16 protein-coding genes are annotated in these 14,758 nt (G+C 70.6%); 3 read left to right on the forward strand and 13 right to left on the reverse strand.

Annotated features, from left to right (window positions below; genetic code table 11):
- Window positions 1-42: 42 nt before the first annotated feature.
- A complete protein-coding gene (locus ABZ928_RS38040) occupies window positions 43-2,853 on the forward strand; it encodes an AAA family ATPase (RefSeq protein ID WP_361529015.1) in 2,811 nt (936 codons plus the stop codon).
- Window positions 2,854-2,868: 15 nt separating this feature from the next.
- Here the strand turns inward: ABZ928_RS38040 and ABZ928_RS38045 are convergent, their stop codons facing one another.
- Window positions 2,869-3,177, reverse strand: coding sequence for a hypothetical protein (locus ABZ928_RS38045; protein WP_361529018.1), 309 nt, complete (start codon window positions 3,175-3,177; stop codon window positions 2,869-2,871).
- Window positions 3,174-3,992, reverse strand: a complete 819-nt coding sequence (locus tag ABZ928_RS38050; RefSeq protein ID WP_361529021.1) for a phytanoyl-CoA dioxygenase family protein — start codon at window positions 3,990-3,992, stop codon at window positions 3,174-3,176. Before ABZ928_RS38050 ends, ABZ928_RS38045 begins: the two co-directional genes overlap by 4 nt.
- 70 nt (window positions 3,993-4,062) lie before the next feature.
- Here ABZ928_RS38050 and ABZ928_RS38055 point away from each other — a divergent pair, with 70 nt between their 5' ends.
- Window positions 4,063-4,863, forward strand: coding sequence for an AraC family transcriptional regulator (locus ABZ928_RS38055; protein ID WP_361529024.1), 801 nt, complete (start codon window positions 4,063-4,065; stop codon window positions 4,861-4,863).
- Between the two features lie 20 nt (window positions 4,864-4,883).
- Here the strand turns inward: ABZ928_RS38055 and ABZ928_RS38060 are convergent, their stop codons facing one another.
- Complete coding sequence (locus ABZ928_RS38060) at window positions 4,884-5,462, reverse strand: dihydrofolate reductase family protein (protein WP_361529027.1); 579 nt, start codon at window positions 5,460-5,462, stop codon at window positions 4,884-4,886.
- Between the two features lie 148 nt (window positions 5,463-5,610).
- Between ABZ928_RS38060 and ABZ928_RS38065 the strand changes: the two genes are divergently transcribed.
- On the forward strand, window positions 5,611-6,042 hold the full coding sequence (locus ABZ928_RS38065) for an ankyrin repeat domain-containing protein (protein ID WP_361529030.1): 432 nt from the start codon (window positions 5,611-5,613) through the stop codon (window positions 6,040-6,042).
- A gap of 88 nt (window positions 6,043-6,130) precedes the next feature.
- Here the strand turns inward: ABZ928_RS38065 and ABZ928_RS38070 are convergent, their stop codons facing one another.
- From ABZ928_RS38070 to ABZ928_RS38115, 10 genes are all read right to left on the reverse strand, one after another.
- A complete protein-coding gene (locus ABZ928_RS38070) occupies window positions 6,131-6,460 on the reverse strand; it encodes a TfoX/Sxy family protein (protein WP_361529033.1) in 330 nt (109 codons plus the stop codon).
- 7 nt (window positions 6,461-6,467) lie between these two features.
- On the reverse strand, window positions 6,468-6,932 hold the full coding sequence (locus tag ABZ928_RS38075; protein ID WP_361529036.1) for an SRPBCC family protein: 465 nt from the start codon (window positions 6,930-6,932) through the stop codon (window positions 6,468-6,470).
- A gap of 360 nt (window positions 6,933-7,292) precedes the next feature.
- Window positions 7,293-7,529, reverse strand: coding sequence for a hypothetical protein (locus ABZ928_RS38080; protein ID WP_361529039.1), 237 nt, complete (start codon window positions 7,527-7,529; stop codon window positions 7,293-7,295).
- A gap of 16 nt (window positions 7,530-7,545) precedes the next feature.
- The gene (locus ABZ928_RS38085; RefSeq protein WP_361529042.1) at window positions 7,546-7,899 is read right to left on the reverse strand and encodes a hypothetical protein; all 354 of its coding nucleotides are present in this window, start codon (window positions 7,897-7,899) and stop codon (window positions 7,546-7,548) included.
- A gap of 319 nt (window positions 7,900-8,218) precedes the next feature.
- Window positions 8,219-9,034 carry an SAM-dependent methyltransferase gene (locus tag ABZ928_RS38090; RefSeq protein ID WP_361529045.1) on the reverse strand — a complete coding sequence of 272 codons (816 nt, stop codon included), beginning with the start codon at window positions 9,032-9,034 and terminating at the stop codon, window positions 8,219-8,221.
- A 127-nt stretch (window positions 9,035-9,161) separates the two neighbouring features.
- Window positions 9,162-10,541 (reverse strand): permease prefix domain 1-containing protein, encoded by a 1,380-nt coding sequence (locus ABZ928_RS38095; protein WP_361529048.1) that lies wholly within the window; start codon window positions 10,539-10,541, stop codon window positions 9,162-9,164.
- Window positions 10,538-10,912, reverse strand: coding sequence for a PadR family transcriptional regulator (locus ABZ928_RS38100; RefSeq protein WP_361529051.1), 375 nt, complete (start codon window positions 10,910-10,912; stop codon window positions 10,538-10,540). The genes ABZ928_RS38095 and ABZ928_RS38100 overlap by 4 nt, the downstream gene beginning before the upstream one ends.
- A gap of 154 nt (window positions 10,913-11,066) precedes the next feature.
- Entirely contained in the window at window positions 11,067-11,543 is a 477-nt protein-coding gene (locus ABZ928_RS38105; RefSeq protein WP_361529054.1) for a hypothetical protein, read from the reverse strand.
- Between the two features lie 120 nt (window positions 11,544-11,663).
- On the reverse strand, window positions 11,664-12,614 hold the full coding sequence (locus ABZ928_RS38110; RefSeq protein ID WP_361529057.1) for a hypothetical protein: 951 nt from the start codon (window positions 12,612-12,614) through the stop codon (window positions 11,664-11,666).
- 163 nt (window positions 12,615-12,777) lie between these two features.
- The gene (locus ABZ928_RS38115) at window positions 12,778-14,664 is read right to left on the reverse strand and encodes an ABC transporter ATP-binding protein (RefSeq protein WP_361529060.1); all 1,887 of its coding nucleotides are present in this window, start codon (window positions 14,662-14,664) and stop codon (window positions 12,778-12,780) included.
- Between the last annotated feature and the right edge of the window lie 94 nt (window positions 14,665-14,758).

Genomic DNA, 14,758 nt, shown 5'->3' on the forward strand with positions numbered 1-14,758 from the left:
GCAGGATGAGGTGTGAGCGGGGGTAGGTGGGAACGGAATTTGATGGACTTCGGTGGCTTCGGTGACGACCGTGGCAGCGGTGGCTTCGGGGCCGGGCAGGGGGACGGCTCCGTACTTCTCGGCAGGGAAGGCGAACTGGCGCGGATAGCCCGGCTGATCGACGCGGCGGAGGGCGCCGGGCCCCGCGTGCTCGTGCTGACCGGTGAGCCGGGCGCGGGCAAGAGCGCCCTGGTCGACCGGGCCTGCGTGCTGGCCGTGGAGCGGGGGCGGCGGGTGCTGCGGGTGCGGGGATGCGAGGGCGAGCAGGACCTCGGCTTCGCCGGGGTGCATCAGCTGCTGCGTCCCGTCCTCGGTGGCGTGGAGCGGCTGGCCGCGCACCAGCGAAACGGGCTGCGCCGCGCGCTCGGCATGGACCGGACCGAGGGAGCGTCCGCGCCCGACCCACTGACGATCCGGACCGCGGTGCTGACCCTGCTCGCGGACTCGGCGGCGGAGCGTCCCCTGCTGATCGCCGTGGACGACGCCCAGTGGCTGGACGTCGGCTCGCTGGACGTTCTCGCCTTTGTCGCCCGGCGCCTCGACGGGGAACCCGCGTCACTGCTGCTCGCCGCCCGCGAGACGGCGGTTCCGGTGCGCTTCGACCGCGACTTCCCGCATCTGGCCGTCGGCCCGCTGGACCGGGCCGCGGCCGGACGACTGCTCGACGGGCAGCATCGACCGCCGCGGGGCCGGATCCGCTCGCGGATCCTTGATGAGGCCGTCGGCAATCCCCTCGCCCTCATCGAGCTCACACGCGCCTTCGCCCGCGATCCGGGCGGCCGCGACCTCGCCGCGACCGGTTCCCTGCCCCTGACCGCCCGTCTGGAAGAGCTGTTCGCCGCCGACCTACCCGCGCTGCCGCCCGCGACGCGGCGCGCCCTGCTCCTGGTGGCGGCAGCGGGCACCGCCCAGCTCTCGGACGTCCCGGAGGTGGGCGGGCCAGAGGTCTGGGCACCGGCCGAGCAGGCGGGACTGGTACGCGTATACGGCGGTCAGGTGCGGCTGCGTCACCCGCTGGTGCGCTCGGCCGTCCAGCAGGCGGCCACCTTCGCCGAACGCCGCGAGGCCCACCTCACCTTCGCCGCCGCGCTCGCTCACGAACCCGACCGGCGCGCCTGGCACCTCGCGGCGGCGTCGCTCGGCCCCGACGAGGAGATCGCCGACGCCCTGGCCGAGAGCGCGCGCCGCTTCCAGCACCGGGGCGGACACGCGGCCGCTGCCACCGCCCTCGAACGCGCCGCCGAACTCACCCCCGACCCGCACGCCCGCGCCCGCCGCCTGCTCTCGGCGGCCGAATCGGCCATGTACGCCGGGCACCCGCAGTGGGTCGGCGAGATCGCGGGCCGCGTCACCGCGCTGACCGACGACCCCCAACTCCTCGCCGAGGCCTCCCTGCGCGCCGGCTGGTCCCTCGCCGTGACCCTGCGCCACGACGACTCCCTGGCCTTCCTGCTCCCCGTCGCCGAATCCATGGCCACACCCGCACCGGCCCTCGCCCTCAGCGCACTGGGCACGGCGGCGACCCCGGCGTACAACTCGGGCGACCCCCGGCACCGGCACGAGATCCAGCGGATCGACGGCCTCATCGCCCCCCAGCCGGACGACACCGACCGCGTCTGGACACGTGCGGCCACCCACCCGTTCACCGACCGGCAGCGCACCCTGAAGAACCTGGCCCACGCCGTCGACACCCTGCCGCCCGACACGGACCGCACCCTGCCCGCCCTCGTCACCCTCGGCGGCGCGGCCTGGATCCTCGACGAGACCGACGAGGCCGTACGCCTGCTCGGCCGGGCCAGGGACCATCTGCGCCGGGCCGCCACCGCCGGCGCCAACTGCACCGTCGCGCAGGCCCTGGCCCTGGCACACTTCGAGAGCGGAGCCTGGGACGAGGCCCGGACCACCGCCGAGGAGGCGTTCTGGCTGGCCACGGAGGCGGGCGCGGACAACGTCGGTGTCGGCTCACCGCTCCTTCAGGCCACCCTGCGCGCCGCCCGCGGCGACCATACCGGGGCACGTGCCCAGGCGGCGGACGCCGTCCGTGGCCGGGACCTGCGCACCTCCCGCAGCCTGTACGTGCGTCACCGTCACGCGCTCGCCCTGGCGGCCCAGGCGGCAGGCGACCACGAGACGGCGTACGACCACCTCCGCCGCACCTTCACCGACGAGGACCGCCCGGCCCCCGTCCACTACCACGCGTCCCTCTACTACCTGGCCGACCTCGCCGCCGCGGCCGTCCGCGCCGGACGCACCGACGACGCCCGCGCCGTGCTCGCGGCCGTACAACGCACCCTCGAACAGCCGCGTTCCGCCCGCCTGTCCGCGATCGTGCACCGCGCCTCGGCCCTGCTGAGCGAACCCGAGGACGCCGAACCCCACTTCCGCGCGGCCACCGAGGACCCGGCAGCCGCCCGCTGGCCCTTCGAACACGCCCTGGCCCGCCTCGACTTCGCGGAATGGCTGCGCCGTCGCCGCCGCGCCGCCGAGGCCCGCCCCCAACTGACCGCCGCCCTCGACACCTTCGTACGACTGGACGCGCGCCCTTGGACCGAGCGAGCCACCGCGGAACTCCGCGCGGCGGGCGTGGCGGTGACGCCCGCCGCCCTCTCCGACGCGCCGGCCGACCTGACGGCGCAGGAGCTGGAGATCGCCCAACTCGCCGCCCAGGGCCTGACCAACCGCGACATCGGCGCCCGGCTCTACCTCTCCCCGCGCACCATCGGCTTCCACCTGCACAAGATCTTCCCCAAGCTCGGCATCACCGGCCGCGCGCAACTGCGCGACGCCCTGGGCCGGTTGCCGGACTCGGACTGACAACTCCTCAGCGGCTCATACGCTGACGAGCTTCTCGAAGAAGAACTCGTGCTTGAGGAAGGACGTTTCGTGCTCCGCGCCCGGGTAGGGCGGGATGAGCTGGGCGGCCTGGAAGAGCCGCCAGCCGTCCTGGAGGGCGGCGACGCCGGTGGCGTACGGCGGTTCGTCGCTGTCGCCGGTGGTGGGACGGGTGGTACCGGTGCCGTCGTAGCGGGCCCAGCCGACCACGTTCGCGTCGAGGGCGGAGGTGGACAGGTACAGGACGAGGACCTGTTGGCGTGGAGCGCTCGCGGGCATTGGGATCGCCGCCTGGTGTGTGGTCATGCCTGGCTCCTCAGGGCGGGCCGGTTGGCGATACGGGTGGCCCAGTACTCGATGTCGAAGTCGGTGTCGCCGCTCAGGGCGCGCCACAGGTGGATCCGGTTGTGGATCTCCAGTCGGCCGGTGGCCGGTTCGTACCAGGGGAAGGTGCGCCCCAACTCCTCGGACACGGCGGGGGAGTCGAGATCCGACACATCCCACAGCCGCGTCTGGGGGACGGTCGGGTTGAAGCGGATCTTGTACATGTGGCGGACGGTGTCGCTGTCGTTGCGCCGCCCGCCGTGCCAGATGCCGTGGTGCAGCAGCATGACCGTGCCGGCGGAACAGGTCAGCCGGGTCTGGCCGAGCAGGTTCTGGTAGCGGCCGGTGTCGGACTCGTTGGTGCGGCGCAGATGGCTGCCCGGCACGACGAGGGTGCCGCCCATGTCCGCGGTGACGTCCTGCGGGTAGTACATGAGCTGCACGTCGAACGCGTCCGGCCGTACATCGATGAGGGCGTCGGCGTGCAGCGGCTGGGCGCTGCCCTCGTGCGGCTCCCGCGTGTGCACGAAGTGGTGGTCGACGGTCGGGTCCGGGCCGACCAGGCTCTCCAACGCCCCGGCCACGGCGGGCAGTTCGACGAGCCTGCGGGCGAAGGAGCCCTCGGGGAACGCCTTCGGGACGGGCGTGCCGTACGGCACGGCGGGCAGCCCGGCGCTGAAGACGCCGAGCGCCTCCTCGTTCATCTCCGCGGGCACGGCACCGTCGAGACGCAGGAAACCGTGCGCCACGAACCGCGCCACCTGGACGCTGCTGAGCAGCTGAGGTGTGGTTGACATACGGCGAGCGTAGAATCGATCACTGCCTCTGTAATGGGCTCTAATAGACAACTACTGGTAATTTTCCACCATGCGGCAAATGGTGGAGCTGGCCCTCGATCTGCCGCCCCAGGTGGCGAACGCCGGTGTGGGCGTACACGGGGCGGCCGGGCCGCACGAGGTGTTCCGGCTGCCGCGGCTGTGGCAGCTGCATCTGTACAGCTACTCCGGCACGTTGGAGTTCGGCGGGGTGTCGCACCCGATCCGCCCGGGGCACCTGAGCCTGGTGCCGCCCGACACGGAGGTGCACTTCCACTACGACACCCCGCGCTGCGAGCACCTGTACGCCCACTTCCGGCTGCCCGGCGACGGAGAGCGGCGGCGGCTCCCGGCGATGCAGGACACGGGGGCGGACGCGACCGCGCTGAGCGGGCTGCTGCGTCAGACCGTCGCGGCGAGCACACAGTCCCCGCTCCGGGCCTCGGCGGAGCTGTGGACGGTGCTGTGGCGCACGACCACCCTGACCGGTTCGACGGGCGACAGCCCGAGCCCGCGCCACCCCGCGCTGCACGCGGCCATGGCCCATATCGAGGAACACCTGGCGGGCCCCTTGACCATCCCGGCCGTCGCCCGCGCGGCAGGCGTCTCGCACACCCATCTGACCCGCCTGTTCCGCGAGGACACCGGGTCCACGGTCGTCGGTTACATCAGACACCGCCGTATGGAACGCGCCCGGCACCTCCTCAACGCCTCGACCCTCGCCATCCCGGCGATCGCGGCCGCGGTCGGCGTCCCCGACCTCCAGGCGTTCAACAAGGCGTGCCGCAGGGAACTGGGCGCGTCGCCGCGGGCGGTGAGGGAGGCGGCGGGGGGGTTGAGGGGGCGGGGCTGAGGGGGAGAGGGCGGACGGGCTCAGCGGTGCAGGGTGGGGCGGTAGACGAGTTCCTGGATGCGGCCGTCGAGGGTGCGGTGCTCGATCAGTTCCAGGTCGAAGTCGGCCGCGCCGCGGAAGATCGGATCCAGCCCGGTCTGACCGGTGATCACGGGGAAGAGGGTCACCTGGACACGGTCGACCAGCCCGGCGGCCATCAGCGCCCGGTTCATCGACAGGCTGCCGTGTGAGCGCAACGGCACTTTCGACTCCTCCTTGAGCCGCGCCACGACATCGACGGCGTCCCCGCTGACGACGTCGGCGTCCGCCCAGTCGAGCGGAGCCTTCAGCGTGGTCGACACGACCGTCGCCGGCAGACGCGTCATCCGCGTCACCCATGGGTCACGCACGTCGGACTCCTCGGTGCTCTCGGCCAGCATCCGCGCGAACGCCCGATACGTGTTGGCTCCGAAGACCATCCGCTGTTCCTCGGAGTATTGGGCGAGGCGATGGTCGAGGAGCTCGGGACCCTGCTTGCCCCAGTAGCCCGTCCAGTTCCCGCGGGCGGCACCGAAGCCGTCGAGGCTGGAGAACACGTCGTAGGTGTAGGTGACGGTCATGAGATATCTCCTCGATCCACTCGCCATGGTTCGTCTCACAGATGCAGACCGGCGATCACCCCGATACTCATCGCGCCGGCGGATATTGGCTGGTCAGGGGAGATATTGACTGGCCGGGCCGACCGGCCGCTCACTAGCCTCGTCCCTCATGAAACAGCGGCGGCAGAAGCAACTCTCCCGTGGCCTTGCGCTGGCGACTCTCAACGCCGACCCCGCACGAGCGAAGGCGCTGCTACGAGCGGGGGCGCATCCGGAGCGCCGGGACCGCGACGGCACCACCCCGCTCTACCTCGCGTCGGTGCAGGGACAGGCCGAAATCGCCCGACTCCTGCTGGAGGCCGGTGCCTCCCCTGACGTGGAGAGCAGGGGAGTCGGTGCGGAAGGCACGCCGTTGTGCGCGGCCGCGTGCTGGGGACACACCGAGACCGTGCGTGCACTGCTGGCTCACGGAGCCGACCCGAATCTCCGTGAGGATCAGGGAACCGGGTGGTCGCCCTTGCAGTGGGCGGAGAACGGCCCCCACCCCGAGACCGCCGAACTCCTCATCACGGCCGGAGCAAACCGGCTGCACCGTCCCTGACCAGCACCACAGAGCCACTCAGCCGCTGAGCGAACCGGCCTCTACGGGCGTGCCCGGATTCGACGAGGCGCAGGTGGACCGGAGCGCCCTACTTGGGCGGCAGGCTCGCGGCGAAGGCGCGGCCCTCGTCGAGCCAGGCGGCGAGTGTGTCGTCCTCCGCGACCGCGGCCCCGTCGACCACGACCCAGCCGCGCATCGGACGCCCGGTCATGTCGAACACGCGCGCCCCCGGCCGGGCGAGCGCCGCGTCGGTGGCGTCTGGGCCGACCCTGACCATGAGGTCGTCGCCGGTGACACCGACGGCCATGTTGCCCTCGTACAGGAACGCCACCCCGCCGAACATCCGCTTCTCGGTGACGGCCGGGTCCGCGCCGAGCCGCTGCCGGATCCGCTCCGCCAGCCCTTCGTCGTACGCCATCGTCGCCTCACCCCTGTTCCGCGGGCCCCTGATCCAGAAGTCTCGCTTCGAGATCCCGCAGGTCCTTGACCAGATTGCCGCGGACCTGCCGGGCCGGCAGCGGTGCCGCCAGCCGGTAGAAACCTCCCTCGCCGCCCCGGACGCGGATACGGGCGAGGGTGCCGTCCGGGTGGGGTTCGAAGGAGTACGTGACGTGCATCGGCATGGGGCCCGCCACCGAGACCATGTCCAGCAGCAGTGGCGGGTCGTACGCGGCGACCCGAAGCACGTAGTCGATGCGGCGGCTCAGGAAGTAGGCCGTACGGGTCACCTCGGCGCCGGTACCGAAGCCGCCTCCGGGAGCCTCCTTGGTGAGCTCGGCCGCGCGGATTCCCTGCGTCCAGTCGGCATCGTGGCGCCAGTCCATGGCGTACGCGGCTACGCGGTCCGGCGGCAGCGGGACAACCCGGTCGGCCGTCACGTCGATCGTCATGTCATCGAGCTTCCGCCTTCCGGCGAGCGGTCACCACCCGGCGGCTCGCGTCCTGGAGGTACCCGGCCGCCCGGACGCCTGCGGCACTGTGTTCTGGGCGAGCTCGACGGCGGCCCGCCGTGCGTCGTCCATGGCCGGTCCATCAACGAACCGCACCGCGAAGGGAACTTGAGGGCCCCAGGCGCGGCGGGCCCAGCCCCTTGCGTGGGGCGGGCAGACGACGGGGGGATTGCGTCTGCCCGCCCCGGGGTGCATCCGCCCGGCGGGGGAACGAGCGGGCACTACGGGACCGTTGACCGGTTCACCGGACACAGCGCGCTGTACACCGCTGGCTCACACTGCCGTCATCCGGACGAGGCCTCAGCCGCTGTACTCCGTCGGCGGCGACCCGCGCCACGCACGCTGTTCGCCGGCCTCGGAATCGGCCCACGTGTCCGCAGGCAGGACCGGCGGTTGCCCATGCTGTGCGCCCAGCAGTTCCACCGCCTGATGGTGCATGTGCTCTGCCGCCAGATGTGCCTCCGTGATGGCGTCGCCGCGCTCGCGAACGAGGTTTTCGTAGATCGGCAGGAAATTCTCAGAGGGGGTGCTTGTCACAGTCAGTCCTGGTACATCAGGCCCGGTTGAGCCGGGCGGCGATTCCGTGACCGATCAGCAAATACATGACCGCCGGAAGTCCATAATCAAGGATTACTCGTAGACCCTCTGTGTCCATGGTGAAAATGTCCTGCGACCACCAGGCCAGCCAGTCGGCGGTTCCCCGCACGAACCTGACGAATGCATTCCCCTGGTTCGCGTCGAGCAGGAACAGCAGGATCCACAGGCCCAGCACGCCGGCTGCGGTGTCGGCGATCGTGCAGACCGTCAGAGCCGCACGTCGGCCGGTGGCCCGGGGGCGCGTGGAGCGCTCCGGCGTCGGGGCGTGATCGTAGGTCCGGTATCCGGAAACCGGGTCGGTGTTGCTCATGAGGAATTCCGATCTGGCGAGGTGTCGTGTCGGCGCAATCGCCGCGCACTCCGAATCTGAAGGCGAGGGCGTTGCTTCCTTTTCTTATTTCTTCAGCGTATGACCGCCCCGGTCGCGTCACACTCCGTCCGCAATGCCCTGAAATAGGGTCGCCTATTGGGGCACCTGGTCAAATATTCCGAGCACGTCAGGTGCGTCCAACAAACAACCCCCAAGCCAATGGCCTGGGGGTTCGAGAGGGAGCGGGTGACGAGAACCGAACTTGCGCTCTTGCCGGTACCGGGTTTCACGTACCCGGTACCCGGTACCGGCCGCCGGTTTACGGCTTGCGCGCGAGCCCCCCATGCTCGGCGACGACCTCCGGCGTGCCCGAACCAGGCTCCGGACGCCACTGCGTGACCGAGACGACGCCCGGTTCGACGAGGTCCAGGCCGTCGAAGTACCCGGTGATCTCGTCGACGGTGCGCAGGTTGTACGGCACCGCGCCGCTGTTGTTGTAGGCGTCCTGGGCCTGCTCGAAGACCGGGTCGATGCCGAGTGATCCGTCGTTGACGGAGAGGTAACTGCCCGAGGGGAGGGCCGCCATGAGCCGGGTGACGATGGAGAGGGCCTCCTCGTGGCCGGCGACGTGGCCGAGGATGTTGCTGAGGATGAGCGCGGTGGGCTGGTCGAAGTCCAGCGTCTGCGCGGCGACGGCGAGGATGCGGTCCGGGTCCGTGACGTCGGCGTCGATGTACGCGGTCGCGCCTTCGTGGGTGGAGTAGAGCAGGGCGCGGGCGTGGGCCAGGACCATGGGGTCGTTGTCGACGTAGACGATCCGGGTCTCGGGGGCGATCCGCTGGGCGACCTCATGGGTGTTCTGGGCGGTCGGAAGGCCGGTGCCGACGTCGAGGAACTGGCGGATCCCCGCCTCTGCGACGAGGTGGGTGATGTTGCGGCGCAGGAAGGCGCGGCTGCTGCGGGCGATGGTGACGATGCCGGGGAAGACGGCGGTGTACGCGTCGCCGGCCGCCTCGTCGACGGGGTAGTTGTCCTTGCCGCCGAGCCAGTAGTTCCAGATGCGGGCGGAGTGCGGCACGGACGTGTCGATCTTGTCGTGCTGAGCTGGGTCGGGCGTTGTCGCAGAGTCAGTCATGAGTCGCGTCAGTCTCTCGGCCGAGGTGTGGATCGTTCATGGCACAACCTATGTCCGAACACCCGCTCCGCGCCCGGATGTTCGCGCACTCGGACCATGACGGACGAGCTCAGAGGTGTCAGAGGTGTCAGAGGTAGTCGAACAGCGGGGGGAACACCAGGGCCACCGCCCAGGCCCAGACGGCGTACACCGGCAGATAGCCCGTCTGCCAGCGCTCCAGCCGCGCGAACGGTGTGCGGCGGCGGACGAAGTCCAGCAACAGCCGGGCCGACCAGACGAGGTTGGCCAGCAGGATGACGTTCTCGCCCAGCGCCGCCGCCTTGTTGGGCGTGGTGCCGTACTCGCTGATGCGTCCGGTGATCTCGATCAGCACCAGCACGTCGATCGCGAGAGCGCAGAGGACCAGGGTGAGTTGGAGTCTGTCGAAGATGCCCGGCGGGGCGAGCGGGTCGCGGGCGGAGATCGAGTAGAGCAGCAGTCCCAGGACCACGGCCAGGAGGACGTCGAAGAGGATGAGCGCTTCGCGTTCGAGGTCGATGCCCGCGCTGGTCCAGCCGACGGTGACGAGGAAGGCCAGCAGCACGGCGGCGATGAGCGGGGTGAACAGCCTTGCCAGCACCGGTGCCATGTTCTCGACGACGCTCTGCTTCGCCTCGACGAGCCACCCCGCCACCACGACCGCGGCCACCCCGCCGCAGGGCATCAGCCAGTGCACGACGAAGGCCTCCGGGACGATCCCGATGGCCTTGAAGATCCCGAACACGAACGGGATCAGGAGGCTGCCACCGGTTCCGATGAGGGACATGTAGACGACCCACTCGCCGGTGAAACGGACGAAGTCCATACGGCGCCGGCCGGCCCGCACGTCGTCGGCCACATACGCCAGACCGACCACGAACCAGAGGGCGATGGGCAGATGGATGCCGGTCAGGACGATCGACTGGGAATCCTCCGCCAGCGGGTACGCGTTGGCCGCCACGGCACCGAGCGCGAACAACGCCACCAGCGCGCCGACCAGGGCCGGTGCGGCCCGGCGGCGCCAGGCCAGGAAGGCGGCCAGCCAGGGCAGCGTGAACAGGGCGACGTTGCGTGCGTAGAAGACGGCATCGTGCTCGAGGTCCAGTCCGAACAGTGCCGGCACCTTGACCGTCGCCGCCGCGCCCGCGGCGCAGAGGACGACGGGCAGAAGGTCGCGCCGCCGGCCTCGGGTGGCGTCCGTCGCCGGTCCGTCGGTGTCGGCGCTCAACACCAGCTGCTTCCACAGCCGTTCGGAGTGTTCGCGGGCGAACTCGCGCGAGAGCTCGTCCAGTCCGCCCATGCGTTTGACGGCGACCAGGAACGCCTCGTCGGCGCGCAGGCCTACCGCGAGGAGTTCGTCGACCGAGTCCCGGAGATGGTCCTCCAACTCCTCGGCGTCGGACTGCCGTAGCTCCGGTCGGTGCTGTACATAGGAACGCCACTGCGCGAACTGGGTCTCCAGCCCGTGCCGGTCGTCTGCCGTCGTCATGCCGGACCCCCCAGCGGATCGGGTGCCCACGTCCGCGGATCGCCCGGACCGAGCCAGACCTTTCTGAGGGCGTCCACGACGGTGTCCCACTGGCGGCGCTGCTCGGCGAGTTCGGCCAGGCCGCTGTCGGTGACGCGGTAGTACTTGCGCCGCCGCTCGCCGGTCACCGACTGCCAGCTCGACTCCACGTGCCCGAGCCGCTCCAGCCGGTGCAGCAACGGGTAGAGCAGGCCTTCGGTCCAGTCCAGCTCTCCGCCGGACAGCTGGTTGATCCGCCTGAGGATGGCGTAGCCGTAGCTCTCGCCCTCGGCCAGGATGCCCAGCACCATCGGTGTCGCCGACGCGGCGACGAGATCCTTGGTGACCTTCATCGATCGCCCTCATACCTAGAACTGCGATGCATTCTAGTTCTAGGTATCACACCCGGGCAGGGCTGCGGGGCCGATTCGACCGACAGCGCCGGTTGCCGGTGCGCCCTCACTCCCTCGACGGCCCGCCCGTCGAGGGAGTGAGCGGCGCGTTCGGTCAGGTGAGCCAGCTGTTCGCGGCGCAGCCGGAGCTCTGCACCCACCGGTGGGAGCCGATGTGGGTGGGCACGCTGCCGCTGGTGTACTGGTTGTCGGTCACGTCGTCCGCGTACAGCTCGTACGGGGACAGGCAGACGTACCCGTGCTCGTAGGCGTAGTTGAGCGCCAGGTAGAAGGCGACGACGTCGTTGCCCCCGATCGTGCCGTTGTTCGCGACGGACTTCGGCTGATTCCAGTCGTTGCCCTGGAACGGCCCCGAGTTGTCGCTCCAGTCGGGGTCGTTGCCGGGGGTGACCCCGAGAAGCGTGCCCGTGCAGTCGAAGCCGTTCCAGGCGCGGACGTTGCCGTCGCGGCCGTGGCTGCTCCACTCCGCATCGCAGTACATGCCCTGCTCCGCCGCGTGGGCGGAGGCCGGGACGGCGAGACCGAGGGCCATGAGGCCGGTGGCCGCGACCGCTGTGGTCAACTTGCGCATGTGTACTCCTGTTGTCTGCTGTTGTCCGCCTCGTCGGAGGCGTGCTGATCCACGGCGGTGACCATGGACGTGGTGGGGGACCCGTGCGCCGTCAGCGGGGGAGAGCTCGAACGGGAGGTCTCATGTGCGGGGTTCGACGATCTCCGTGGCCCGGGCGAACGCGCGGAGCTGGAGGCGCGCGTAGGTGTCGAGGTCGTTGCCGTACCGGCCGCGAAGCTGGTTGACGTAATGGGTCTCGCGCTCGTTGCCGATGGCGCGGAGCGAGGTGTTCTTCGCGCATGTCGCATCGGCGACGGCGAGTTTCCGCTCCGCCTCGAACGCCTTGCCGGGGTCTGTCTGGTCGGCCTGGTCTGCCTTCAGGCCCTGCTCGACGGCCGCCTGACGGGCTTCCTGCGGATCGCGGTACGTGTAGCCGGAACGTGCCATGCACCCCGACCAGGACGCCAGCGCCGCGGCGAACCGCTTGTCGGCCATCAGCCGGGGGACGTAGAGGGGTTGCAGACCCATGACCGTCTTCTCCGCACGGAACCAGGCCACCCGGTCGCCGTACAGCTGCTTCTCCGCCTGCGCCACGCAGCCGCCCACCCGCTTGCGGACGGTGCCGCCGGTCGGCACCTCGGCCGTGATCACCGGGGCGTCGATGCCTTCGTCCAGGGCCTTGTCGTACGCCGCGCGCCGCTCGGCGGAGAGGCCTTCGCGGTAGGCGACGTTCCTGTTGTTCCGCCGGGCGCGTTCGTGCTTGGCCTCGATGCGGCTGCCGTAGCCGTGCTTGTCCGCCCAGGCGACGTCGTCGGTGACCCAGCCGAGCGTGCGGCTCTCCTCCAGGCTCAGCCGCTCCGCCTCCCAGTAGTCGAAGCCCTTGCCCGCCATACAGCGTTTGATCAAGCGCTGCTGGGCATCCGCGACACGGAGCTGCTCGGCGTCGGTCAGCTCGCGCGGTGGCTTGCCGTCGGCTGAGGCTCCCCGCTGCGTCCCGGGCCGCTCCTCGTCCTGGTGCCGCGGGCCGCATCCCGTCGTGACGACGCCCAGAACCGCCGTCACGACGAGTGCGGCAGCGCACATGCGCTTCATCAACAACCACTTCCCCCGATGCGGCGCGTAGTCCCTGTCCGCGGCTGACGACCCGCGGACCGAGAGGAACGTACGCGGCACCGGGCCGCCCGCGGTCCTGACATCTGTCAGGACCGCCGGACGCCCGCAGCCTGCGGCCCGATCGAGGCGGCCGCCCGAGTGGTCACACGGACTGCGTGCCGGCAGGCGACGGCAGCGCCGGGCCACCGTCCGGCGCCGAAGCGGCCGCCGGAACCGGAGGGGCGGAGTCCTGCCGGGCGCTGTCGCCGAGGAAGCCGCCCGACTGATGCCTCCACAACCTGGCGTACGTGCCCTGCCCCGAGAGCAACTCCTCGTGGGTGCCCTGCTCGACGACGCTCCCGTGGTCCAGTACGACGAGACGGTCCATGCCCGCTACGGTGCTCAGCCGGTGGGCGACCACGAGCGCGGTGCGCCCCTTCATCAGCCGCCACAGCGCGTCCTGGATGAGGATCTCGCTCTCGGAGTCCAGCGCGCTGGTCGCCTCGTCGAGGAGCAGGACCGGTGCGTCGCGCAGGATGGCGCGGGCCAGGGCGACGCGCTGACGCTGGCCGCCGGAGAGCTTCACCCCTCGTTCGCCCACCAGGGTCGCGAAGCCGTCGGGGAGTTTCTCGGCGAACTCCGTGACATGTGCCGCCTCGGCCGCCGCGAGGATCTCCTCGTCCGTCGCGCCGGGCCGGGCGAAGGCGATGTTGTCCCGCAGCGGGCGGTGGAACATGGCGGGTTCCTGGGGGACGTAGGCGATGAGCGAACGCAGGTCGCTCTGCCGCAGCCGCCTGATGTCCTGGCCGCCGATCAGGATGCGTCCGCTGTCCACGTCCGACATCCGCAGCAGGAGGCGGGTGAGGGTGGTCTTGCCGCCACCGGACCGGCCGACCAGCCCGATCCGGGCACCCGCCGGCACGTCCAGGTCGAGCCCCTCGAAGATCGGCCTCGCACCCGGGTGCGTGAACGTGACGTTGTCGAAGCGGACCCCGGAATCGCGCGGGGCGAGAGGCTCCGGCTTGGACGGGTCGAGCACGGTGGGCGGATCGAGCAGCAGCTCCGTGAACTGCGCCGCCTCGGTCATGGAGCTCTCGAGGCGCCGGTAGATCTGGTTGAACTCGAACATGATCTCGGTCGCCTGGGAGTAGTAGGTGAAGGCCACGACCACCCCCTCCACCCCCAGCCCCGGACCGCCGAAGGCGATCGCCACCACCAGCCCCAGCACATTGGTGGCGACGGACATCGGCGCGATCACGGTGTCGACGCGCAGATTGCCGTAATCCCACGACCTCAGCGTCAGCCGCCGGGACTCCGCGACACGGCTGCGGTGCTCGGCACCTTCCCTTCGCTCGGCCGCGAACGCCCGGATGGTCTCCATGTTCATGAGGCTGTCGGCGACATGGCCGGAGACCCGCGCGATCGCCGCCTCCCGCGCGTTGACCAGCCGCTGCCGACGCCGGATCAGCGGCATCGCGGCCACCAGGGTCAGCGCCATCATCACTAGCAGACCGGCGACCAGCATCGGCGAGTAGGTCCACAGCACCGCGGCACCGAACAGCAACGGCACCAGACTTCCCACGATCCGGTACGTCATCGTGTCGATGAAGTCCTCGAACCGCTTGCCGTAACTCAGCACCCGCTTGGTGAGCGAGCCCGCGAAGTTGTCGTGGAAGAACGCGGCGTCCTTGGCCAGGAGTTCGTCCATGCCGTCGACGTAGAGGTGCTCCATGCCGAGCGCGGCCACCCGGTTCAGACAGTGCTGGCCGACCCGCCACACGGCCTCGGCGAGCAGCAGTGTCACCCCGAAGCCCAGCACGTACGGCGACGCGGAGCCGAGGCTGAGGCCGCCGTCGGCGGCGGCCTGGCCCGCCAGCTTGGCGATCAGCAGCGGGGCGATGTAGCGGGTGCCGATGTTGCCCAGGGCCGGCAGCAGCAGTGCGGGCAGCGCCAGCCACCGCAGCCGGAGAAGTTCGAGGTTGTAGTGGCGCAGAGCCAGCAGGACCGCACTCCTGCCCGGCGCGGAGCCGTAGGTTTCAGAGGTGCCCATCACGCTCCCGGGGGTGAGGAAGCGGGCAGTGTCCCGTCGAACAAGGTTCTCAGTCCATGCATTTACGGCGGAGCGGTGATAATCGGACACTCGG

It is taken from the genome of Streptomyces sp. NPDC046909, assembly GCF_040644695.1.
Taxonomy (GTDB): Bacteria; Actinomycetota; Actinomycetes; order Streptomycetales; family Streptomycetaceae; genus Streptomyces.